Source organism: Acidiphilium acidophilum (assembly GCF_033842475.1).
GTDB classification, from domain to species: domain Bacteria; phylum Pseudomonadota; class Alphaproteobacteria; order Acetobacterales; family Acetobacteraceae; genus Acidiphilium; species Acidiphilium acidophilum.
Map to the genome: position 1 here is coordinate 428,684 of NZ_JAWXYB010000018.1, position 22,584 is coordinate 451,267.

Here is a 22,584-nt window from a genome sequence, read left to right on the forward strand (position 1 = left end):
TTCGCCGAAGGCCGCCAATTCTCTGTAAAGTCCGTCAACCCTCGATAGGAGCGTGCGCCATGATCCGTTCTGGATTGTCCCTGATCGCTGCGGCGGTGGCCCTGCCGGCCATCAGCTTCGCCGCCGCCCCCGCTGCCCCGCAGGCGGTGCTGGTTCCGGTGGTTTTCGCCCCTGTGCCCCAGCCCATGCCGATGCTGATGCCGGCGGCCTTTTTCCAGCAGATCGCCCAGATGCAGCAACAGATGCAGCAGCAGATGGCGATGCTGCAGCGCATCGCCTTCGCGCCGCTGCCGCTGCCCACGAGCTTCGCCCCGGGTGCGCTGCCCGGCGGCATGATGCAGGTTTCGATGGTCAGCGTCGGTGGACCCGGCGGCGTCTGCAGCGAGCAGATGCAGATCATCCCCGGCCCGAACGGGCAGACCCGGGTTTTCGTCCGCCGCAGCGGCAATGCCTGCGCGCCGTTGCCGACCGCGCTTGGTAAAGCACCGGGGCAGACGCTCGCGCCGGTGCCCGCCGCACCGGCCCGGCCGGCGAATGCGCTGCCGCCGCCCTCCAAACTACTTTTTGCCGATTATCCGGTTCCGGCTGCCGCTCATCCCGTTCGTCAGGGCTGAAGCATAGCCGTGCCGGTGGCGCGGGGGCGATTTGCGCCCCCGGCCTTGCCGGAACCGCAACGGCCCGATAGTAGGGATCGCCAAGGTTCGCAAACCGGCAAGGATGCACCATGGCTCCCATGAATTCCACTACCCAGCCCCGCGGCTTGGCGCGCATTGTTGAGGCTTTTGCCTTTGACGATGTCCTGCTGGTCCCCGCCTATTCCGAGGTTCTGCCGAGTGCGGTCAGCACCGAAACGCGGCTGACCCGCAGCATCCGGCTCAACATTCCGCTCATTTCGGCGGCGATGGATACCGTCACCGAAGCGCAGATGGCGATCGCCATGGCCCAGCAGGGTGGTATCGGGGTGGTTCACAAGAACCTGACCATCGAGGAGCAGGCCGATCAGGTCCGTCAGGTGAAAAAATTCGAGAGCGGCATGGTGGTCAACCCGCTCACCATCCACCCCGATCAGACGCTGGCGGACGCTCAGGGGTTGATGGCGCAGTACCGGATTTCCGGGGTCCCTGTGGTCGAGCGCGAGACCAAGCGCCTCGTCGGTATCCTGACCCATCGCGATGTCCGGTTCGCGACCGATCCCGGCTCGAAAGTCTACGAATTGATGACCCGCGAGAATCTGGTCACGGCACCTGCCGATGTCGGCCCGGAAATGGCGCGGCACCTGCTGCACAGGCACCGGATCGAGAAGCTGCTGGTGGTGGATGAAGCCTATCGCTGCGTCGGGCTGATCACGGTCAAGGATATGGACAAGGCCGAAACCCATCCGCTCGCCAACAAGGACGAATTCGGCCGTCTGCGCGTCGCCGCCGCGACCGGTGTGGGCGAGGATGGCGCGGCCCGGGCCGATGCGCTGATCGCCGCCGGGGTCGATGTCATCGTGGTCGATACCGCCCATGGCCACTCCCAGGGCGTGATGCGCGCGGTGAGCCGGATCAAGGAACGATCGAATGCGGTGCAGATCGTCGCAGGCAATGTCGCTACCCCCGAAGCCGCCGCCGCGCTGATCGAGGCGGGGGCTGATTCGATCAAGATCGGCATCGGCCCCGGCAGTATCTGCACCACCCGTGTGGTTGCGGGCGTCGGTGTGCCGCAATTCTCCGCCGTGATGGAAACCGCCGCCGCCTGCCACGACGCCGATGTGCCGGCGATCGCCGATGGCGGGGTCCGGACCTCGGGCGACATGGTCAAGGCGCTCGCCGCCGGGGCCGACTGCGTCATGGTCGGCTCCCTGCTCGCCGGGACCGACGAGGCCCCCGGCGAAGTGTTTCTCTATCAGGGCCGCTCCTACAAATCCTATCGCGGCATGGGCAGCCTCGGCGCAATGGCGCGCGGCTCCGCCGATCGCTATTTCCAGCAGGATATCAAGGACAATCTGAAACTGGTCCCCGAAGGCATCGAAGGGCGGGTCGGTTACAAAGGCCCGACTTCGGCGGTGGTGCACCAACTGGTCGGCGGCCTGCGCGCCGGCATGGGCTACACCGGCTGTGCCACGATCGGCGAACTTCAGACCAAGGCAACCTTCCGCCGGATCACCGGGGCCGGGCTGCGCGAAAGCCATGTTCATGACGTGGCGATCACGCGCGAAGCGCCGAATTATCGGCAGGATTGAGGGTGATGGCAGGAAGGGAAGGGGAAGGCTTCATTTTTGAAAAAAAGAAGCAAAAAACTTTTGGTGGTTTGGGCCTCGGGCGGTTTCGTCGGCACAGTCCCGGCGAATCAGAGTTTTTTTGTTTCTTTTTTTACAAAAAAAGAAGTGCTTCCGTCCTTGATTTAGGTCTTTCGGCTTGACCCCCGCAGGCCGCCTGCAAGCCGCGATCGAATTGCTCGGCGCGATCGAGGCCGATCGTCGTCCTGCCGATGCGGTTGCCAATGAATTCCTGCGTACCCGCCGGTTCATCGGCGGTGGCGATCGGCGTGATATCGGCGAGACGGTCTGGGGCGTGCTGCGCGCCCGCCGCCGGCTCGGCTGGTGGATCGAGCGGGTCGGGGCGACGCCGACGCCGCGTCTGATGGTGCTGGCATTGATGGTGCTCAACGGGATCACCGTGCATCGTGCCGCCGCCGAATTCGGCGGCTCACGCTTCGCGCCGCCCGCGCTGGAGGATGAGGAGCGGCGGGTGCTCGAACAGCTCGACAAGCACACGCTCGATCATCCGAACATGGGCGAGGGGGTGCGGCTGGAAATGCCGGATTTCGTGGTCCCGCTGCTGCGCGCGCGGTTCGGCGACCGGCTGGAGGCGGAATCGGCCGCGCTGATGCAGCCGGCCCCGCTCGATCTGCGGGTCAATCTGCTGAAGACCACCCGCGAGGAGGCGACCGGCCTGCTCGCCAAGGCGAAGCTGAAGGCGGAGCCGACCCGACTCAGCCCCTGGGGCCTGCGGCTCGCCCCGCGCCAGAGCGTGACGACGAGCCAGCCGTTCCGTGACGGGCTGGTCGAAATTCAGGACGAAGGCAGCCAGCTCGTCGGACTTCTGGCCCAGGCCCAACCCGGCATGCGGGTGGCGGATTTCTGCGCCGGTGCCGGGGGTAAAACCCTGGCGCTCGCGATGACGATGGAAAACAAGGGCCATATCGTCGCCTGCGACGTGTCGCCCGCGCGGCTCGATGGCGCGATCAAGCGCCTCCGCCGCGCCGGGGTGCACAATGCCGAGCGCCATCTGCTCGAACCCGGTGATAAATGGACCAAGCGGCAGGGCGGTAAATTCGATGTCGTGCTGGTCGATGCGCCATGCACCGGCACCGGCACCTGGCGGCGCAACCCGGATGCGCGGCTGCGGCTGAAAGAATCCGATCTGGCCGAGCTGGTGGTCAAGCAGGCCGCCATCCTCGATGAAGCGCAGCGTCTGGTCAAACCCGGCGGCGCGCTCATTTATGCGACATGCTCGTTGCTGGACGCCGAAAATCAGGGTCAGGTCGCGGGCTTTCTCGCCCGCTACCCCTCGTTCCGGATTGCCCCGGTCGGCGCGGCGTTCCCGGCCTATCTGCAGGGCGATTACCTGCTCCTGTCCCCGGCGCGCGATGGTACGGACGGGTTTTTCGCCTGCCGGATGGAGCGCGCTGCGTGAGGGCACCGGCATGATCGCGGTGCGCCGGGCGCGACCCACCGATGCCGCCGGAATCGGCCTCGTTCATGTCGCGAGCTGGCGCAGCACCTATGCCGGGGTATTGCCCGAACCGGTGCTGACCGGGCTCTCGGCACCGCGACAGGCCGGATATTACGACCGGGTGATCCGGGGCGGCGGGGTGGTTCATGTCGCGGTCGCCTCGGGCAGTGATGCGGTGCCGGAGGGTGAGGCCAGCGTGGTCGGCTTCGTTACCGCCCGGCGACAGCGCGGCCACGCCACCGAGGGCGAGATTGAAACCCTCTACGTGCTCGACGATTTCCGCGAACGTGGTCTCGGCCGTCACCTGCTCCGCACCGCCGCCGCCCATCTCGCGGCACGCGGCTGCACCTCGCTGCTGGTGTGGGTGCTGTCCGACAATCCGGCACGCTGGTTTTATGCCCGGATGGGGGCGCGCCATGCCGAGGATGGCACTGTGGGCGTCGGCGGTATCGCGGTGCCGCAGGCGGCGTATCGCTGGACCAGTATCGAACCCCTGCTCGATTGATCCGGCTTCGGTTTGACCCGACCGCAACCCGACCCTAAACCCGGCGCATGACCGAGCCCGACATCAAGACCCCGACCAGCTGGCCCTTCCGCGAGGCGGAACGGGTCGCGCAACGCCTCGCCCGCACCGGCAAAACCAGCGCCCTGTTCGAAACCGGCTATGGCCCGTCCGGCCTGCCGCATATCGGCACCTTCATGGAAGTGGCGCGCACCTCCTGGATCAGGCTCGCCTTCACCAAGCTCACCGGCCTGCCATCCCGGCTCCTCGCCTTTTCCGACGATATGGACGCGCTGCGAAAAGTGCCGGGCAACGTGCCGCAGCAGGAAATGCTCGCGTCGTATATCGGTCAGCCGCTCACCCGCGTGCCCGATCCGTTCGGCACCCATGCCAGTTTCGGTGCCCATAACAACGCCCGGCTGCGCGCCTTTCTCGACAGTTTCGGCTTCGAGTACGAATTCGCCTCCTCGACCGACTACTACACGTCGGGCCGCTTCAACGATGCGCTCCGTGAGGTTGCCGCCCGCCACGATATCATCCGCGACATCATCCGCCCGACCCTGGGACCGGAACGCCGCGCGACCTATTCGCCCTTCCTGCCGCTGCACCCGCGCACCGGCGTGGTCATGCAGGTCGCGATCGATGAGGTCGATGTCGAGGCCGGCAGCGTCACCTGGCGCGATCCCGAAACCGGCACGCTCCACGAAACCTCGATCTACGATGGCGCCGCCAAGCTGCAATGGAAAGCCGACTGGGCGATGCGCTGGTACGCGCTCGGCGTCGATTATGAAATGTCGGGCAAGGATCTGATCGATTCCGTCCGCCTGTCGAGCGCCATCGTCCGTGCGATGGAGGCCGAGCCGCCGGAGACCTTCACCTACGAGTTGTTCCTCGACGACAAGGGCCAGAAGATCAGCAAATCGAAAGGTAACGGCCTCTCGGTCGAGGACTGGTTGGCCTATGCCCCGGCTGAAAGCCTCGGCCAGTTCATGTTCGCCTCGCCCCAGCGGGCCAAGCGCCTGTTTTTCGACGTGATCCCCCGCGCGACCGACGATTATCTCACCAGCGTCGATGCGCTGTGCGCGGGCACCGGCACGGCGGAGGACAATCCCGCCTGGTTCATCCATGGCGGCGTCATCCCCGATTCATCCGGCAGCCCGGTGCCGTTCGGCATGCTGCTCAACCTCGCCTCGGTGGTGAACGCTGAAACGCCGGACATGCTTTGGGGCTTCATCCGCGCCTACCGCCCGGATGCAACCCCCGAGGCCTCGCCGTTCCTGGCCCGGCTGGTCGATTTCGCGGTGAAATATTACCAGGATTTCGTCAAGCCGACCAAGCGATACCGCGCGGCGATCGACCTTGAACGCGCGGCGCTGGAAGACCTCGCCACGGCACTCGCTGACCAGCCTGCGGATGCCGAGGCATTGCAGACCCTGCTGTACGATATCGGCAAGCGCCACCCTTTCGCCTCGCTGCGCGACTGGTTCGCCTGTCTTTATCAGGTGCTGCTCGGCCAGAGCGACGGCCCGCGATTCGGCGGGTTCATCGCCCTTTACGGCGTGAAACCGACGATCAGCCTGATCGGGCAAGCTCTCGCGCGGGAGCAGGATGCCGCCGATTGAGCACCCGCTCGAAAATCGCCCGCTGGCCGGCGCTGATCGTGCGCCAGTCATGCGCGGCGGCGTAGGCGACCGTCGCCCCGCGTGAAGGCGGGTCGCGCAGCACATCATCAAGGGCACGGGCGAGTGCTGCGGGCGTGAAATCGTCAGCGATCACCCCGGCGGCGCGATCGCGCACCACCTCGTCATTGCCCGCGGCGGGCGAGGCGACCACCGGCGTGCCGCAGGCCATCGCTTCGAGCAGCACGTTCGCCCAGCCTTCGCGGCTGGAGGCGAGGATCAGGGCTTCGGCCCCGCTGTAATAGAGCGGCAGGGACGATTGCGGCAGCGCTCCGGCCAGATGGACGCGATCGGCCACGCCCAGTCGCGCGGCCAGCCGGGTGAGGGTCTGCCGCTCCGGACCTTCCCCGATGATGACGAGGTCGGGCGTCGCCACACCCGATCGGGCGCGCAGGGCGAACGCCTCGATCACCCGGTCGTGCCCCTTGCGTTCGATCAGATGCCCGACCGAGACGCAATAGGGGCGGGTCCGTCCGAGCGACTGCCGCGCCGAGGCCGGGTCGGTCGGTTGGAACAGCGCCGTATCGACCCCGTTGCGCAGGGTGGTGATTTTGCCGCCGTCGGCCCCGAGGGCGATCAGGCCGCGCCGCAGGGCCTCGCTCACCGTGATCACCGCCTCCGCCTGGGCGACCGCCGTCCTGATCAGCGCGCGGGGACGTGCGAAATCGGGCCATTGCGTCACGTCCGAGCCACGCGCGGTGAGCACCAGCGGGCGATTGAAATCACGCGCCACCCATGCGGCGGCGACACCATCGGGATAGAGGTAATGGGCGTCGATCAGGTCGGGGCGATAGCCGTCATCGATCAGGCGACCGAGGCTGGATTTGAGCGCGCGGTAGAGCGTGTGCGGCGTCAGCCCCTGACCGATTTTCGGGATGACGAGATAACGCGGATGACGGACATCGAGGCCGAACCGCATCTCCTGCTGTGGTGAGGCCGCGGCCCGGGCCCAGGGGCCGAAGCGGGAATCGGTCGAGGGAAACCACGCGACCGGCGCGATGACGATGCTTTCGACATCCTCATCCGCGACCAGATGGCGCAGCCTTGTTTCGACGAACACACCATGAGCGGGAAGGGCCCGATGCGGAAACAGCGTCGAGATCGTGACGATCCGGATCGTCACCGCCGCCTGCCGGTACCCGTGGCCCGGGGCTCCGACCGACGCGCCCGGTCCCGCCATGACGGAGCGGCGGCGCGCGGCGCGGCTTCCGGCGCCGTCGCTTGGGGGGCGGCATCGTCCGCCCAGTCGAACGGCGACCAGCGGCGTTTCGCGCCCGGTCGTTCCCGCCCCTCCTGCGCGATCCAGTAGGCAAGCCAGAGAATCACGAACAGGCCAGCCAGGAAAAATACGCCTTCCATAAGCGCCTATCCCTGAATATCGCGCCGGAGGCGCCATGACGGCATCATTCCGCCGGGTTGGGCGCGGGGTGCCGGCCTTCTGGCAAGATCACGCGTGGTGCGGACCGCGCCGCGCGCCGGAACCCGCGCGACGATGGCCCCGAGCGCGCCGACGGTGAGCAGCAGCGTATAGATCAGGCTGTAATAGCCGAGCGAGAGAAACGACCCCCCGACCAGAAAGGCGATCATCGAGACCTCGATCATCCGGCAGAGTTCGTCGATCCAGCGCAGGCTGGGGTCGCCCCGGGTACGCCAGCGGATCCGGCGCAGCTTGATGACGGTGGCGATGATCAGGGCGATGAAAATCCCCAGCATGGGAAACCCGCCCTGGCTGACCAGCTGGAACCAGATGCTGTGGGTCGCGCGTTGGTGAGCCCCGGGGTAATAACGATGGATCACCGAAGGGGTCGCCGTCGCCTTGAACCCGCCGCCAGTAAGCGGATTGGCCATGGCGATGCCGAACGCCTGACGCCAGACCGTGAGGCGATCATTGGCCGAGTTGTCTTTCTGGTAATGCTGAATGCTGTACATCCGCTCGGTCCATTGCGACGGCATGATGCTGATCGCGACGATCAGCCCGATCGCGATCAGGACACCGGATTTGACCTTGCCCTTGCTGTTCCACCACAGGAAAGCACTCATCGCCCCCAGAGCGAGAAACCCGCCGCGCGAATAGGTGCCGACCACGGCGATCACGGTCAGCATCATCGCGATGGTCATGCCGATCCGCACGATCCGGTGCGCCGAGATGACCCGCAGATAGTTCATCAGCGGCAGCACGGTGAGCAACGCGACGGCAAGCTGGTTGTTATCGGCCAGTACGCTGTTCGGCGGGCCGTAGACATGATCGCCGCCGCCGGTCAGGATAGTGAACAAGCCGCCCTTGACCCCATAATACCCGATCGCCAGCACGATCAGCCACACCAGGGCATGCACGCGCTGGCGGTTGGTCAGCAGCGCGGCAACCAGGATGAGGAACCCGAGCGATTTCAGCAGATCGGTATAGACCGGCAGCACGATCGAACTGGGTGCCATGGCGAAGATCGTGCTGATCGTCGCCTGCGCGATGAACAGAATGACGAGCACGGTGATGCTGTTGAGCTGAAACGATTTCGGCTCCCGATTGACGACGCAGCCGACCACGGTGGCCACGCCGGCGATCAGCGCGACCGGCAACGCCCCGGTCATCCCGTAGGTTTCCTGCTGCGGGCTCATGAAGGTGAAGCATTCGAACGCCACCACACCCGCCATCGGCCGGATGATCGCCAGGACCACCAGACTGACGAGAAACCCGAGAAGGATCAGACTATGCAGCATCGCGCGACGCCCGGCCCCGGTTCAGCTCATGATTTCGAGAGGCTGGCATCGAGCTTTTCCGCCGCCGCCCGATCGGAGAACGCTGCCTTGGTCGCCAGCGCCGGCTTGAGAACCGCCGCCGCCTTGGCTTTATCCCCTGTCGCGGCCAGTACCGAAGCATAATGATACGCCACATCGGGATCGCCCGGCATGCCCTGATGCGCCTGATCGAGCAGCACGAGCGCCTGTTTCGGCTTGGATTGCCGGGCCAGAATCCATCCCAGCGTATCGGCAACCTGCGGGGTCGGGCTGATCGCATAGGCCCGCGCGGCAAGACCGGCGGCGTCCTTGTTATTCTGCTTGCCGCTGATCCAGGCGAGATTGTTCAGCGCCAGCACGTCGGTCGGCGATTTGGCGAGCGCGGCCTGATAATGCGCTGCCGCCCCGGTCAGATCGTTCGCGGCGAGTGCCACCTGTCCCGCGGCATTTTCGAGCGCCGGCAGAGGGCCGAAGGATTTGATCGCGGCATCGAGCGTGGCGGCGGCGCCGACGCGGTCGCCCGCGATCACCTGCGCTTCGGCGAGGTTGAGAGAGATCGATGCGGAGGGATGGCTGGCCGCCAGCTTGGTAAAGGCGGCCACGGCCTGTTTCGGATGTTTCTGCGCAAGCTCCAGGCTGCCGGGCAAAGTGAGCGATTGCGGCTGGTGCGCCGGATCATCCGCGAGTTCGGTCGCCGCTGCCATCGCCTTGGCCGCACCGCCCTGCTTGAATGCAAGCCCGACCTTGGCCTGGAGGAGGGCCATGTCGTGCGGCGCGGCTTTCAACCCGTCATTGATCGCGGCTGCCGCACCGGCCTCGTCATTGTTGCTGGCATCGAGATGGGCAAGCGCCAGCCGGGCGCCGGTATTCTGCGGGTTGCTGCGGATCAACGAAGCCAGATCGGTCTTCGCCCCGGCGATATCGTGCTGCGCGAGGGCAACCTGCGCCTTGGCGGCGAGGATCAGCGGATTGCTCTGCAAGGCCGGAGAAAGCCCGTCGAGCATCGACTTCGCCTTGTCGAACTGTTTGGTCCGGATATCGAGGCTGGCGAGATCGGCAATGAAGACCGGGTTGTCGGGTGCTGCCTTGTGCGCCGCTTCCAGAACCTTCCCGGTGCCGGTGAAATCCTTGGTGCTGGCGAGCAGCGAGGCAAGGGCGGACACCGCCGCCTGATTGGTCGGATCGGCCTTCACCGCCTTGGCGGTCATCGCCTGCGCCCCGGCCTGATCGCCCTGCAACAGGTCGATATGGGCGATCCCGAGCATGGCCCCGACATTGTCGGGCTGTGCCTTCAACGTCGTGGCGTAATCGTTGCGTGCGGCGCCGAGATCGAACGTGGCGAGATGCAACTGGGCCGAGAGCAAAGCCCCGGCGGCCTTGCCTTTCAACGTGTCGAGCCGGTCGATCGCGGCCCGCGCGGTCGCATGATCGCCGCTGGCGATGGCCGCCTGCGCGAGGACGACCTGCAGCCCCGGATTCTTCGGGTCCAGCGCCGCCGCCTGCTTGAACCGGGCCACCGCGGCCTGCGGATTGCCGCTGGTGAGATCGATCTGGCCGAGATGGATCAGCGGCGCCGGTTCCTTCGGGGCGAGCCCGGCAGCCCGGACGAAATCGGATTTTGCCGCCTGAATATCGCCGATCGCCTGCTCGGCGGCGCCGTGCAGCATGGTCATGCCGAAATCCTTGTCCCGCGCCGGGCCGGCGGCATCGAGCGTGCTCAGCGCGACATGCGGGTGATTGTTCTTGAGCGCCAGCGCCGCCAGCAGACGGCGACCGGCCGGGTCGTTGGGAACCTTTGCGACATAATGTGCCGCGTCCTGTTGCGCCGCGCCGCTTTCACCGAGGTGCAGCAACGTTTCGGCCTGCAGGAAATACGTCCCCGGAATATCCGACATAATCGGCGAAAGCCGTTGCAGCACCGTCTGCGCCGCTTTCCAGTTCTGCTGATCGACATAGAGCCCGGCCTGCAGATACAGCGCGCCGACCGAGCCGGGCGCTATGGCGAGAACCTTGGTGATTTCGGTCTGCGCCGCCTTCGGCTTGCCGCTGGCGATCAGCGCATTCGCGAGGGTGATGCGACCGGCGACATTGGCCGGATCACGCTTGAGCAGATCCCGCAAGGTGGCAATCGCCGCATCGGGCTGATGCGCGGTCAGCGCCGCCCGCGCCTCGCTCAGCGCGACGTCGGGATCGGTCGGATCAAGCGATTTCGCCTGCGCCAGATCGTGCGCGGCGGCGGCGGCATCGCCACGTCGAAGCGCGGCCTCCTGTTTTGCGAGCCATACGGCCGGAAGTTTGGCATCGAACGTCTCGGCACGTTTGAGGTCCGCCGTTGCGCGGTCATCGCGGTGGAGCGCGCTTTCGGCACTGGCGCGGGCCAGAGCGATCCGGGCGCCGGCGCTGCCGGTGGTGCTGCCGAGCGGAAAATCGTGCAGCAGGTCGATATAGCGGCGCTGCGCCAGATAGGAATCGAGCAGCAGCGTCAATGCCCGGTTGGGTTGATAGCCGGCGGTGCGGGCCGCGCGCGCTTCACGCTCGGCGGAGACCGGACTGCCAAGTTGCAGGTCTAGCTGGGCCAGCATGAAATTCGCCGGGCCGTTGGTCTGATGATCGCGCAGGAAATTGCGCAGCACCAGCATCGCGTCGCGTGGTTGGTCCTTCGCGAGGTAGGTCTTCGCCCGCGCGACCGGATCGGCATGCGCGAGCCCGACGGATGCGGCGGCGAGCGGCAGGGCGAGGAGAAGGGCGCGATGGATGGTTTTCATAGGTCTTCTGATTCCGTAACCGTTTCGGTCTGCTGAGGGGCATAGACGTTTCTGATCAGTTCGGCGATGCCAAGCGACTCGATCAGGGCGTAGAGGGTCGGGCGGCTGACGCCGAGCAATTTGGCTGCCGACGCGATCGATCCCTGGGCGTGGGCGACCGCCAGCTGGATCGCCTCGCGTTCGGCCTTCTGACGTGCGGCGCGCAGGTCGGGCACGGTGACATCGGCGGGCGCCAGTTCGAGATCGGCGGGTTCGACGAAGCGGCCCTCCGCCATGATCGCACCACGCCGGATGCGGTTTTCCAGTTCGCGGATATTGCCGGGCCAGGAATGCGCGGCAAGTGCCGCCGCCGCCCGCTCCGACAGGCCGATCGCCCGCCGCCCGGACTGGCGGGCGAACCGGGTGAGGAAATACCGGCCGAGCAGCACCGGATCGCCGGGGCGCTCCCGCAAGGGCGGAATCCTGACCGAGACGATGTTGAGCCGGTAGAACAGGTCCATCCGGAACTGCTGGGTCTCGACCAGGCGTTCGAGATTCTGGTTAGTCGCGGAAATGATCCGGGCATCGACCGGGATCGATTTTCGCCCGCCGACCCGCTCGATCACATGCTCCTGAAGAAAGCGCAGCAGTTTCACCTGCAGGCTCTGCGGGAGATCGCCGATTTCATCGAGAAACAACGTGCCCTTCTGAGCGAGTTCGACGCGGCCGAGCGTCTGGCGGACCGCTCCGGTGAACGCGCCTTTCTCATGGCCGAACAATTCGCTTTCCAGCAGGTTCTCGGGGATCGCGCCGCAATTGATCGCGATGAACGGGCCGGATGCACGGGGGCTCAGATCATGCAGCGCGCGCGCGAGCACTTCCTTGCCGGTGCCGCTGTCGCCGAGCAGAAGGACCGGGACATCGGTCTGCGCCAGTTTTTCGATGTCGCGGCAGATTTTCAGCATCGGCTCAGCGGCGGTGATGATGCTCTTGATCGGGCTCGACCCGGTAATCGAACCCAGTGTCCGATTTTCGGCTTCGAGTTCGAACAGGCGGAATGCGCGGTCCACGATCAGGCGCAGGACGTCGATATCGACCGGCTTCTCGTAAAAATCGTGCGCGCCATGGCCGATCGCGTGAATGGCGTTGCGCTTGGCGGCGTTGCCGGTCGCCACGATGATCTTCATGTCCGGACAGATGCTCAGCAGGTCGCGGAGCGTCGCGAACCCTTCGGTCACGCCATCGGGGTCCGGTGGCAACCCGAGGTCGATCACCGCGACGGCAGGCCGCTCGCGTTCGAGCACCGCCAGCGCTTCGGATCGGGAATTGGCGGTCAGGACGGTACGCCCCGGAAACGCCCAGCGATACTGACGGCAGAGCCCGTCATCATCCTCGACGATCAGCAGACGGTCGCGATCGAAATCAGTCATGCGACGAGCAAATTCGCATGGGCGGCAAGCGGGTCAAGGGCAGGGAACCGCAGCGTCACCTCGGTGCCGAGATCGATCGTGCTGGCAATCGAAACGGTCCCGCCCGCCGCATGAACCAGTTCGCGTGCCTGGAACGCGCCGAGCCCGAAACCGCTGGGCTTGGAGGAACTGAACGGGCGGAACAACTGGTCGCGGATAAAGGTATCGGACATGCCGGCTCCTCGGTCGGTGATCGTGATGCACAGCATGCCATCGTTTACCCTTGTCTGCACCGCGACCGTCTGACCGGGCTTCGAGGCTTCGATCGCGTTCTCGATCAGATGGTTCATCACCGCGTCGAACGCGCTCGGCTCGATGGCGACCTCGGTGGCGCGATCGTCGAGCGTCAGAAGCACGCCGATCGCCGATTTCGCCCAGGCGCTTTCGTTGAGCAGTCGAAGCCGTTCGCCAACATCGAGCCGGATCGGCGGCAGAACCTCCGGCGATTTCAGACGCGTGAGCATCGACTGGATCTTGCCGACCGATCCGCGCAGCGTCGCCATCATGTCGTCGCGGAATGCGGGGTCGTCCATATGGTGGTCGGCGTTGGAGACCAGCAGCGCCAACTGGTTCGCAACATTTTTGATATCATGGGCAACGAAGGCGAACCGCTGGCCGGCGGCGGCAAAGCGGCGGGCTTCGGCCAGAGCTTCCGCGGCGCGCCGCTCGGCGAGCATCAACGAGATTTCCCGTGCGACGACGCGGAGCAGCGCGATCGACTCGTCGCCAAGTCCATCCCCGGCGCGCGGCTTTGCCAGCAGCACCACGCCGATCGGTTGCGCCGAACGGGGATCGGGCAGGGCGATCGCGAGCCAGGTGTCCGGGCTGGTGATGATGATCGGCGGGCCGGACCCGAGCCGATGATGAAAGCTCTCGGAGAGCCTCGCGATGAGCGGATGCGATTCGTCGAGCGAGCCGGCGGGGGCCCTCATGTTCCATTCACCGGCAACTTCGAACGCCGGCAGGTTCGACATGTCGTTGCGCAACAACAAGGCGCCGGCCGGGCTGTCCACCGTGTCGGCGAGAACCCGGATCACCCGTTGCGGCAGGCCGCCCTGCTCGATGGCGGCAAGCGTCTCGATACACCGCAGCCATTCCTGCCGGTAATCATAGCGCTGTGCAAAAAAATTATCGGTCACCAGGCGTCGCAGCCGCGAGCGCGCGGAGCCGGAACTCGCGAGAATTGCTACCACGATCAGGCCGATGAAGACCATGGTGATCTCGATCACCGTGCCCCAGTCCCGGCCATATCGATAGGTGCTGTAACGACCGAGCACGCTGCCCGCGAGGCCGAGGCCAACCAGGAACGACCCGCCCAGGATCAGACTCGATGTATAGAAAGCCGCGCCATGCGACATGCTGACCCGGTTGCGCCAGCGCCGCATCCGGCTTTCCGACCCGATGAACAGCGGCATGACCAGGATATAGACGACCGCCTGCGCCTGCAGCAGGCTGATCGACAGACGATGATGAACGATCGCCTCGCCGTAGAGAACGAATGTAAAGACCGCCATGACGGCAATCGCGATCAGGGGCAGGTTCAGATGCCATCTGATATCGTCATCGGCATTGCGATAGACGTTTTCGATCAGGATCAGGATGATCAGGGCGAAGAACAGACGCGCCTCGACCACAATCCCCTCTTCGCTCGCGGCGGCAACGAGAGCGACGAGGGCCGCGATCATCGCTACCGCCAGACAACAGACGATCGCAACCGTCGTGGCGCGACGGAGCCTGACATTCGATTCGGGAGTGAACCGCCGCGACAGGGCTCCGATCACTCCGAGCCAGCCCGCCGTCTGAAGAAACCACGCAGCGTCCTGCAACGCGGGATAGATCAGAAAGCTGAGTGCCCAAACCGCAGTGAGGAATCCCGCGAGTGCGATAGCCGGCGTACGCCGCAGTCCGATCAGCCCGATTGCAAGAAGGCCGTAGGCAATCGAGGTCAGCGAATAGGTCAAAGCAAGGATCGTCATGATCGTGACTACCCGCGTGCTGGAAAAATCAGCGAGCACCCTCCCGGAATATGATGACACGAATGGTCGCAAGGCAAATTCTGATATCCATCATTAGGCTGCGATGCTTAATATAACCTGCTTACCCATCTTGATCCGCCGATTTCTCTGCGGTACGAAACGGGAACATAGCGATATGATCTGGAGGTTTCGATGGCGCGCAACGCTGTGCAATTTCAGAAAGGGCTGAGCGAGGCTGAATTCGACGGGCTTTACGGCACGGAGGAGCAATGCCGGGCGGTGGTGATCAAGCTGCGGTGGCCGAACGGCTTTTCCTGTCCGGTCTGCGGTGGGACGTCGCACAGCATCCACACATCGCGGGGGCTGTTTCAATGCACGCGCTGCCGTCGGCAGACCTCGCCGACCGCGGGAACGATCTTCGCTGCGACGAAATTGCCGCTGCGTACGTGGTTCCGGGCGATGTACCACATGACGCAGAGCAAACAGGGGATCTCCTCGATCGAGCTCGGCCGACGCCTCGGTGTCCGCCAGACGACGGCGTGGATGCTCAAGCACAAGCTGCAGCAGGCGATGATGGAGCGTGACGGACGCAAACGTCTGAAAGGGCGGATCGAGATCGACGACGCGGTTCTCGGCGGTCAGCGCTCCGGTGGTAAGCGAGGACGCGGCGCGCCAGGCAAAACCCCGTTTGTCGCGGCGGTCGAGACGACCGAAGACGGCAAGGCGGTCCAGTTGAAACTGCGCCGGGTCGCGGGGTTCACCGGCCAGGAGATTTCGCGTTTCGCGTTGCGCAGTCTCGATCCCGCCTGCAATGTGGTCAGTGACGGGTTGGCCTGCTTTCATCGGGTCACCGACGCCGGGTGTGCGCATCAGGCAATCGTCACCGGAGGCGGTGCCGAAGCCGCGCGTCACCCGGTGTTCCGATGGGTCAACACAACCCTTGGGAACATCAAGTCCGCGATCGTCGGCACCTACCGGGCCATCAGCAGCAAACACACGCCGCGATATCTCGCCGAATTCGAGTACCGCTATAATCGCCGATACGATCTCGCCAGCATGATCCCAAGGCTCGGATACGCCGTCGTCCACGCCCCGCCAATGCCATACAGACTGCTGAAACTGGCGGAGGTTTATGGGTAAGCAGGTAATATAATATAAATCGTACGAAAGTTTTTTCCGCGCGTCCTCGACCGACGCACCATAAGGGTAGTTGACCTGCGCCCATCCGGTAATTCCCGGCTTGGCGACGCTGCGATCCCGGTAGTGTGGAATCCGGGCGGCCAGGTCATCCACAAAATGAGGACGCTCCGGCCGCGGTCCGATCACGCTCATGTCGCCGCGCAGGACATTCAACAACTGGGGGAGTTCATCGATGCGCAAAAGGCGTAGTACGGCCCCCACGCGGGTAACCCGGGAGTCCTGCTTCGACGCCCAGACCGGCGCGCCGCCGGCTTCGGCATCGACGATCATACTGCGGAATTTGACGATCTCGAACGGGACGTTGAACCGCCCCACCCGCGTCTGCCGGTAGAGGATCGGTCCCGGACTGTCGAGCTTCACCGCGATCGCCGCAAGGATCAGGACCGGCGCGGTGATCGTCAGGATCATGAGGCTGAGGGCGATATCGAACAAGCGTTCGACCACGCGCCGAAACCGCCCGCCGCCCAGCGTGTCGCCATAGGCCAGCCACCCGTTCGAAAGCCGGTCGATATCGATCGAACGCGACGACATTTCCCGATACTCGATTTCGTTGAGCACCCGAATTCCGGCGGCACGGCACCGGATCAAGGCCTGATCGTCCACGAGCGCCCTGAAGGCGGACGGCACCACGATCGTGCTCACGCCTTGCCGCTTGAGGTCCCCGGCATCGATATTCCGGAAGTTTTCACACGTAATTGACGAAATTTGAGATGGCGTCCGCTGATGCTCGTCGGGCCGAATGTCACCAAACGACACGACGCTGGAATTGACGACACTCATCGCTTGCCCCCCGAAACCTGATCTTGATCGAATCATCGTAAGCTATTTTTCAAATAGAAAATGAAAACCGAAAATTATACGTAACATATTCTTGTAAACCGGCGCGCTCCACTACGAGTTATTATTCAATCCTGTCATACTCGACATCGCCGGAGCGTATTGAATTCACCACGAAAAAACCCTTCCACAAAATAACGTGGCATCGGGATTACGGGGCAATATCAAAATTCAACTACAGATTTACGTCGAGCAACCTGAGGTTTAGTCCTAAAATTTCAATATCACGTTTCTTGTAGGTTCATAACAAAATCGCCGAAGATCGTCAATTGATAGGAGGAAATTAACTTGGACTGTTGCAAAAGATGGTGCCATGATGTTTTTTATATGAGCCAGAATAATTTTTGGGCGAGTTTAGTAATTTTAGGCAGATGGATGCTTGTGGAATGCGTGTCGAGCGTCGCGCACGTTAACGCTTTCCGTTGTGAAGTATGCCATAACGCAGTATATCCTGATCGATAGCGGTTCGGCGTTCGATGATTTGATAACGGTGTTTGAGAGAAAATTATGAAAAAAACGACGAAATTTCAGTTGGTTTCCGGTGATCGTGCGGGTGTGCCCGGACGTCTCGCCCGGCGGGTGCGCGCCTATAACATCGGGTTTGTCTCTTTATTCGGTCTTCTGGCGGCAGGCGGTCTTGCGGGCTGCTCGAATTCGTCATCGATCGCGCCACCCGTGGCGGCAGCCTCTTCCAATGTGTCTCTCCCATACAGGATCGGTCCGGGCGACACGTTAAGCGTGTTCGTCTATGGATCACCGGATCTGAGTGTGCATGGTATTCCGGTTCGGCCCGATGGGCGGATCGCGATACCGCTGGTGCCTTCGATCGTCGCGGTGGGCAAGACGCCACGTGAACTCGGGGTGGATATCACCCACAAACTATCAAAATTCGTCCGCGATCCTAACGTGACGGTGATTGTGGACAGTTTCCACGGCATGTTGGGATCGGCGATCCGCGTCATCGGTGGCGGCGCCAAGCCGGTCGCCGTCCCTTATGTGGACCACATCACCCTGCTCGATGTCATGACCGAAATCGGCGGCCTGCCTCAGTTCGCAGCTGCCAACGATGCGTATATCATTCGTCACACCGCAACGGGTGACGAGAAAATTCCGGTCAAGCTTGGTGCGTTGATCAACCGGGGCGCGATGTCGCAGGATATCCAGATGATGCCGGGCGACATTCTCGTCATTCCCCAAACGATGTTCTGAGGCAGGGCAATGGACGAACTCATAGCACTTGCACGACGGTTTGCCGGTGGCGCGTGGCGCAAACGCTGGCTCGGCGTGGCGGTCGCCTGGGCGATCTGCCTGGTCGGCTGGTTCAGCGTGATGACGATTCCGCCTAAATATCAGTCCAGTGCGCAGCTCTACGTCGCCGCCGATCCGGTTCTGACCCCGTTGCTCGAAGGTATCGCGATCAACGGCAACACCCGCGAGGAATTCAGCCTGTTGCAGCGGACCCTTCTGAGCGACCCCAATCTGACGACCCTGTTGCAAAAAACCGGTCTGGGTCTCAGCGCGCAGGGACCCGGCGCGCAGGAAGCCATGATCCGGAGCTTGCGCCAGCAGGTGGAAATCGTGCCGCAGACCGATAACCTCTTCACGATCCGCTTTGAAAGTCCCAACCCGACCAAGGCCTATCAGGTCGTGCAAGGCCTAGTGAACATCTATGTCGAACGCGCCTCGGTCCGTAATCAGGGCGATATCGACAACGCGCGGGATTTTCTGAATTCGCAGATCACCTACTTCCATACCCAGCTCAAGCAGCTGGAAAAGCGCCGGGCGGATTTCCAGGCCAAATATCTCCAGTTGCTGCCCGGAGCGAACGGCGTTTCCGCCTTCGAACAGGAGCAGACCAAGGTGCGCCAGCTGAACGGTGCGTTGGAAGACGCGCTCGCCGAACGCGCGATCATCGAAAAGCAACTCGCCAGTACCAAACCGCTTCTGACCGGTGCGGCGGCGATGGCGAGCGGATCGGGCGGTGCGGCGCTTGCGGCGGCCGAAGCGCGGCTCTCCGAATTGAAGCAGCAATACACTGACGCTTATCCCGGCGTGATCGCCGCGGAACGCCAGGTTGCCGCCCTGAAAAAAATGGCCTCCGGCAGCGGAGCAACGCCCGGTATCGCAACGCCGGCGGTCGCCAATCCGGTGTATGAGCAGTTGCGCCTGCAACTCCTCAAGATCGAGACGGCGCTGTTTTCCCTGCGCCGGCAGATCAAGTCATCAACCGCCGAGCGCGACCGGCTCGCCGCACTTGCCAAATCCCAGCCGGGGATCGAGGCCAAATACATCAATCTTGATCGCAATTACTCGGTTCTGCAGAAGGAATATCACGATCTGATCGAACGCCGCGAGGCGATGCGGATCGGCGCTGCGGCGAATGTCGATGCCAACCGGATTCAGTTGCAGGTGGTCAATCCGCCGCAGGTGCCGCGTCTGCCCATCGCCCCCAATCGTCCTCTGCTGCTGACTGCGGTGCTCATTCTCGGGGTCGCAGCCGGAGCCGCGGTTGCTGCGGTGCTCGCGGAACTCGAAGGGCGCTATGACACGCTCGAAGATCTGAAAAAACTGGGCCTGCCGGTGATCGGCGGCATCTCCGATATCCGCAAGCGGGCGGAAATGCTCGGGCCGGTTTTGCGCCTCGCTGCGGCAATGGCTCTCCTGTTCGTCATTTTTAGCGGGTTCATGGTTGGAACCGTGCTGATGCAGAGGTTCGCGTGATCGAGAACAAAACCCCGCGCCACCTCGCTGAGCGTGTCGCCGCCGAGTTGCTGCCGGATTCGTTGGTCGGTCTCGACCGAATGAATGCAGCCAGGGTCCAGCCCTTGCGCCCGTCCCCGGCACCAACCGAAGCAGCGAAGCCGGTTGAGGCCGAGGCCGCAGCGCGCGGCGTACCTCTGGCGTCCGACCGGCCTGCTGCGCCGATCACCGTGACCCCGATCGGTACAATCGCGCCACGCACGGTGCGACCAATCGTCGATCCGGTCCCGGTCGGCTCCGGGCGGGTCGCCGGGGGCGACGTCATATCGCGAAAAACCATGGAGGAGGCCGGCATGGTGGTCGGGCGCGGGCGTCGGGATCAGGCCGGAGAAGAGTTCCGGATCGTCCGTGAGCAGATCCTGCAATCAATGGCAGCCAGCGGTTCGCGTGCCGATGGCACGGTACCGCCCTGTGCGAACGTCGTCATGGTCACCAGCGCGAAACATGGCGAGGGCAAAAGCTTCATGGCCCTCAATCTCGCGAATATCCTCGCCGAAGGCGGGGACCGGCCCGTCGTCCTGATCGATGCCGATATCGGCGGCAACTCGCTGTCGTCGCATTTCGGACTCGAAGCCAAGCCGGGATTGCTCGACCTTGCGGTGTCGCCGCGCCAGTTGGCCCAGGCGATGACGATTCCCGCCGAATCGGAAAATCTCACCTTCATTCCGATCGGCGGCGGCCTCGATCCTTCGGCCCGTGGCGATATATCGTCGCGCCAACCGATCAAGGCGCTGGTCGAGCGTCTCGCGGACCAGTTCCGTGACAGCATCGTCGTGATCGACAGTCCGGCCTGCCTGTCCAACAGTGACCCGATCGAGTTGGCGTCGGTGGTCGGTCAGATCGTCCTCGTGGTTGAAGCCGGACAAACCCGCCGCCGGGATGTCGAGGGCGCGCTCGATCTCATCGATGCCTGCCCGAACATCAGCCTTGTGCTCAACCGCATGACCAAGCGAGGGCGCGGCAGCTTCGCCCTGTGATACCGGGCACCGGCGCTCGGGGCACAAGGATGCGGCGTCGCACCGTCACTGAACCTGGCGTCGGTCGTGCGGCCATGGGCCGGCGCGTTGAGCACCAAGGCTGCGGGTCAACTCTGTTCTGGTCGTTGGCCAAAATTCATGCTCCAACACTTCAGGTTGTGGAGAAAAGGTCTGGGAATGCGAAAAATTCATCGGTTGGTCGGCGTTTCATGGCTCGCTCTCGCCGCAGCCGCCGCGGCGGCAACGCCGGGCGTCGCATTTGCCGACTCGGGCGATAGCGGAGCGTCCGCCGCCACCACGTCTGGCGCTTCGACGTCGGCTACCACGGCGTCCGGTTCCTCGGTCAGCGGCGGTGCTCCGGCGTTTCCCGGCGCGGCGGCGCTGAGCGATCTCGGTGGCGCCCCGCCATTCGGCACGGCGGTCCGGTTGGGCGATGCCGGAACGCTGCTCGCACCGGGCCTCAGCGGAGAAAGCGCCCCAGGTGCGGGGATCGGCGGATCGGGCAGCGCGGTTCCAACACCATTCATTCAGATCCAGCCCTCGATCGGCGCGACCGAACAATTCGTCACCGGCGGGTATGGGGGATATGGCGGCTCCGGCAATGGCAGCGGCCATGAATTCGTCACCTCGATCAACCCGTCCCTCCTGATCAACGGCGCGACAAGAGCCACCACCTTCACCCTTGCCTACAATCCGAGCATCCAGTTCTATTCGAACCAGTCCCAGGATAACGGGATCAATCAATCGCTCGACGGTGTGATCGATGCGACCCTGATCCCGCAGATGCTCACGGTGGAAGCCCGCGCCTACGCGACCGAACAGGCGACCTCGGGCGGTCTGCCGCCCGGCGGCAGTTCGGTCTACAACAATAACAACCGGACCCTGACGCAAAGCTATTCCATCACACCCAGTTTCAACGACACGTTCGAAACCGGCACGCTCAATCTGCTATACTCTGCCCAATTCACCCGTCAGTCCGGCAATACCGCCTATCTCACGAACCAGAACAACCCGTATTTCGAGACCGGTGATGTCTTCGCCCAGACCGAGGCCGGCAGTTTCACGACCGTGCCGTTTTTCCGGCGGTTCGACGACACGCCGAGCTTCTCCGCGACCGAGGATGTCGGCAGCGGGGTTCTCAACGGCGCGCACCAGTATTTCATCAAAAATACCGTGCGCTACGCCGTCGTCCCCCACGTCGTGCTGTCCGCATCCGGCGGCTACGAAGATCTGGCCTATTCCGGTATTCCACCGACCCTGATCCGTGATGCGACATGGAGCATCGGCGCGCGGATCAGGTTCCCAGATAACGGGATTCTGGTCGCGCGCTATCAGCATCTCTACGGGTTCAATGCGCCCTATATTCGCCTGACCTATCAGCTCACCCAGCGCACCACCCTGTCGGCCGGGTATTCCGAAGCGCTCTCGACCCAGCAACAGGGAATCGGTCTCGGTGTCGCATCGAGCGGCGTCAACAGCGTCGGTCTGCCGATCGGCGGCCTGAGCGGACAGCCGGTCCTGCTCAGCAACCAGTCCCTCAGCGTGCAATCGAGCCTGACCCGCAACCGGCAGTTCTCAGCGGCCCTGACCACGCAATACACGTACGATACCGTATCGCTTTCGGTTCAGGCCTATCAGGATACGCTGGTGGCAAGGGCACCCGGCCTGGTTGGATTTTCCCAGAAGAGCGCGACCGTCTCGATATCGGAATCGCACCAGTTCTCGCCCTATGCGACGGGAACCGTCTACTTCGATTATGGCCGCACCGATTCACCGGCGCTGAACAGCTCGACGACATCGACTTACGGTTTCAGTGCCGCCTTCACCTACCGGCTATCACCAACACTTTACGCCAACGCGCAATATAGCCTGACCAATAATGCTTATGGCGGCTATGATATCGGTGGTTACGGCAATACAGGATACGGCAGCCAGGGGGTTCAGAACATCTTTACCGTCGGGTTCCGCAAGACATTCTGAAAGGGATA

The 22,584-nt window shown here is 63.7% G+C and carries 17 protein-coding genes and 1 pseudogene; 11 read left to right on the forward strand and 7 right to left on the reverse strand.

Going from position 1 to position 22,584, the window contains the following annotated elements:
* Positions 1-59: 59 nt before the first annotated feature.
* The 6 genes from SIL87_RS04695 to SIL87_RS04720 all read left to right on the forward strand — a co-directional run bounded on the left by SIL87_RS04695 (position 60) and on the right by SIL87_RS04720 (position 5,843).
* Positions 60-614, forward strand: a complete 555-nt coding sequence (locus SIL87_RS04695) for a hypothetical protein (RefSeq protein WP_319613044.1) — start codon at positions 60-62, stop codon at positions 612-614.
* Between the two features lie 110 nt (positions 615-724).
* Entirely contained in the window at positions 725-2,224 is a 1,500-nt protein-coding gene (guaB, locus tag SIL87_RS04700) for an IMP dehydrogenase (protein WP_319613045.1), read from the forward strand.
* Positions 2,225-2,229: 5 nt separating this feature from the next.
* Complete coding sequence (locus tag SIL87_RS04705; protein WP_319613046.1) at positions 2,230-2,403, forward strand: hypothetical protein; 174 nt, start codon at positions 2,230-2,232, stop codon at positions 2,401-2,403.
* Positions 2,400-3,680 (forward strand): RsmB/NOP family class I SAM-dependent RNA methyltransferase, encoded by a 1,281-nt coding sequence (locus SIL87_RS04710; protein ID WP_319613047.1) that lies wholly within the window; start codon positions 2,400-2,402, stop codon positions 3,678-3,680. Before SIL87_RS04705 ends, SIL87_RS04710 begins: the two co-directional genes overlap by 4 nt.
* A 10-nt stretch (positions 3,681-3,690) precedes the next feature.
* Complete coding sequence (locus SIL87_RS04715) at positions 3,691-4,224, forward strand: GNAT family N-acetyltransferase (protein ID WP_319613048.1); 534 nt, start codon at positions 3,691-3,693, stop codon at positions 4,222-4,224.
* 47 nt (positions 4,225-4,271) lie between these two features.
* A complete protein-coding gene (locus SIL87_RS04720; protein ID WP_319613049.1) occupies positions 4,272-5,843 on the forward strand; it encodes a lysine--tRNA ligase in 1,572 nt (523 codons plus the stop codon).
* On the opposite strand, the gene SIL87_RS04725 is transcribed toward SIL87_RS04720, so the two are convergent.
* The 6 genes from SIL87_RS04725 to prsK are packed head-to-tail and all read right to left on the reverse strand — an operon-like array spanning position 5,794 to position 14,822.
* Complete coding sequence (locus tag SIL87_RS04725) at positions 5,794-7,023, reverse strand: glycosyltransferase family 4 protein (protein ID WP_319613050.1); 1,230 nt, start codon at positions 7,021-7,023, stop codon at positions 5,794-5,796. The genes SIL87_RS04720 and SIL87_RS04725 overlap by 50 nt on opposite strands.
* Complete coding sequence (locus SIL87_RS04730) at positions 7,020-7,259, reverse strand: hypothetical protein (protein ID WP_319613051.1); 240 nt, start codon at positions 7,257-7,259, stop codon at positions 7,020-7,022. Before SIL87_RS04730 ends, SIL87_RS04725 begins: the two co-directional genes overlap by 4 nt.
* Positions 7,260-7,265: 6 nt before the next feature.
* Positions 7,266-8,615 carry a putative O-glycosylation ligase, exosortase A system-associated gene (locus SIL87_RS04735; RefSeq protein WP_319613052.1) on the reverse strand — a complete coding sequence of 450 codons (1,350 nt, stop codon included), beginning with the start codon at positions 8,613-8,615 and terminating at the stop codon, positions 7,266-7,268.
* A 26-nt stretch (positions 8,616-8,641) separates the two neighbouring features.
* The gene (gene prsT / locus SIL87_RS04740) at positions 8,642-11,398 is read right to left on the reverse strand and encodes an XrtA/PEP-CTERM system TPR-repeat protein PrsT (RefSeq protein WP_319613053.1); all 2,757 of its coding nucleotides are present in this window, start codon (positions 11,396-11,398) and stop codon (positions 8,642-8,644) included.
* Positions 11,395-12,807 carry a PEP-CTERM-box response regulator transcription factor gene (gene prsR, locus SIL87_RS04745; protein WP_319613054.1) on the reverse strand — a complete coding sequence of 471 codons (1,413 nt, stop codon included), beginning with the start codon at positions 12,805-12,807 and terminating at the stop codon, positions 11,395-11,397. Before prsR ends, prsT begins: the two co-directional genes overlap by 4 nt.
* Positions 12,804-14,822: an XrtA/PEP-CTERM system histidine kinase PrsK gene (gene prsK / locus SIL87_RS04750; RefSeq protein ID WP_319613055.1), complete on the reverse strand. Its 2,019-nt coding sequence runs from the start codon at positions 14,820-14,822 to the stop codon at positions 12,804-12,806. The genes prsR and prsK overlap by 4 nt, the downstream gene beginning before the upstream one ends.
* Before the next feature lie 192 nt (positions 14,823-15,014).
* Here prsK and SIL87_RS04755 point away from each other — a divergent pair, with 192 nt between their 5' ends.
* Entirely contained in the window at positions 15,015-15,962 is a 948-nt protein-coding gene (locus tag SIL87_RS04755) for an IS1595 family transposase (protein WP_319612908.1), read from the forward strand.
* Between the two features lie 15 nt (positions 15,963-15,977).
* On the opposite strand, the pseudogene SIL87_RS04760 reads toward SIL87_RS04755, so the two are convergent.
* Positions 15,978-16,838, reverse strand: a pseudogene (locus SIL87_RS04760) (sugar transferase); the annotation flags it as partial.
* Positions 16,839-17,366: 528 nt separating this feature from the next.
* On the opposite strand from SIL87_RS04760, the gene SIL87_RS04765 reads away from it, so the two are divergent.
* From SIL87_RS04765 to SIL87_RS04780, 4 genes are all read left to right on the forward strand, one after another.
* The gene (locus tag SIL87_RS04765; RefSeq protein ID WP_319613056.1) at positions 17,367-18,068 is read left to right on the forward strand and encodes an XrtA/PEP-CTERM system exopolysaccharide export protein; all 702 of its coding nucleotides are present in this window, start codon (positions 17,367-17,369) and stop codon (positions 18,066-18,068) included.
* 9 nt (positions 18,069-18,077) lie between these two features.
* The gene (locus tag SIL87_RS04770) at positions 18,078-19,580 is read left to right on the forward strand and encodes an XrtA system polysaccharide chain length determinant (protein WP_319613057.1); all 1,503 of its coding nucleotides are present in this window, start codon (positions 18,078-18,080) and stop codon (positions 19,578-19,580) included.
* A complete protein-coding gene (locus SIL87_RS04775) occupies positions 19,577-20,596 on the forward strand; it encodes a P-loop NTPase (protein ID WP_319613058.1) in 1,020 nt (339 codons plus the stop codon). Before SIL87_RS04770 ends, SIL87_RS04775 begins: the two co-directional genes overlap by 4 nt.
* A gap of 177 nt (positions 20,597-20,773) precedes the next feature.
* Positions 20,774-22,576: a porin family protein gene (locus tag SIL87_RS04780; RefSeq protein WP_319613059.1), complete on the forward strand. Its 1,803-nt coding sequence runs from the start codon at positions 20,774-20,776 to the stop codon at positions 22,574-22,576.
* The last annotated feature ends 8 nt before the right edge of the window (positions 22,577-22,584 follow it).

Excerpts from the sequence above, each read along its gene's own strand:
- SIL87_RS04755 (WP_319612908.1), top strand. The coding sequence starts at position 15,015 with ATGGCGCGCAACGCTGTGCAATTTCAGAAAGGGCTGAGCGAGGCTGAA.
- prsK (WP_319613055.1), bottom strand. The coding sequence starts at position 14,822 with ATGACGATCCTTGCTTTGACCTATTCGCTGACCTCGATTGCCTACGGC.
- SIL87_RS04720 (WP_319613049.1), top strand. The coding sequence starts at position 4,272 with ATGACCGAGCCCGACATCAAGACCCCGACCAGCTGGCCCTTCCGCGAG.
- prsT (WP_319613053.1), bottom strand. The coding sequence starts at position 11,398 with ATGAAAACCATCCATCGCGCCCTTCTCCTCGCCCTGCCGCTCGCCGCC.
- SIL87_RS04770 (WP_319613057.1), top strand. The coding sequence starts at position 18,078 with ATGGACGAACTCATAGCACTTGCACGACGGTTTGCCGGTGGCGCGTGG.
- SIL87_RS04695 (WP_319613044.1), top strand. The coding sequence starts at position 60 with ATGATCCGTTCTGGATTGTCCCTGATCGCTGCGGCGGTGGCCCTGCCG.
- SIL87_RS04705 (WP_319613046.1), top strand. The coding sequence starts at position 2,230 with ATGGCAGGAAGGGAAGGGGAAGGCTTCATTTTTGAAAAAAAGAAGCAA.
- guaB (WP_319613045.1), top strand. The coding sequence starts at position 725 with ATGGCTCCCATGAATTCCACTACCCAGCCCCGCGGCTTGGCGCGCATT.
- SIL87_RS04730 (WP_319613051.1), bottom strand. The coding sequence starts at position 7,259 with ATGGAAGGCGTATTTTTCCTGGCTGGCCTGTTCGTGATTCTCTGGCTT.
- prsR (WP_319613054.1), bottom strand. The coding sequence starts at position 12,807 with ATGACTGATTTCGATCGCGACCGTCTGCTGATCGTCGAGGATGATGAC.
- SIL87_RS04715 (WP_319613048.1), top strand. The coding sequence starts at position 3,691 with ATGATCGCGGTGCGCCGGGCGCGACCCACCGATGCCGCCGGAATCGGC.
- SIL87_RS04780 (WP_319613059.1), top strand. The coding sequence starts at position 20,774 with ATGCGAAAAATTCATCGGTTGGTCGGCGTTTCATGGCTCGCTCTCGCC.
- SIL87_RS04735 (WP_319613052.1), bottom strand. The coding sequence starts at position 8,615 with ATGCTGCATAGTCTGATCCTTCTCGGGTTTCTCGTCAGTCTGGTGGTC.
- SIL87_RS04765 (WP_319613056.1), top strand. The coding sequence starts at position 17,367 with ATGAAAAAAACGACGAAATTTCAGTTGGTTTCCGGTGATCGTGCGGGT.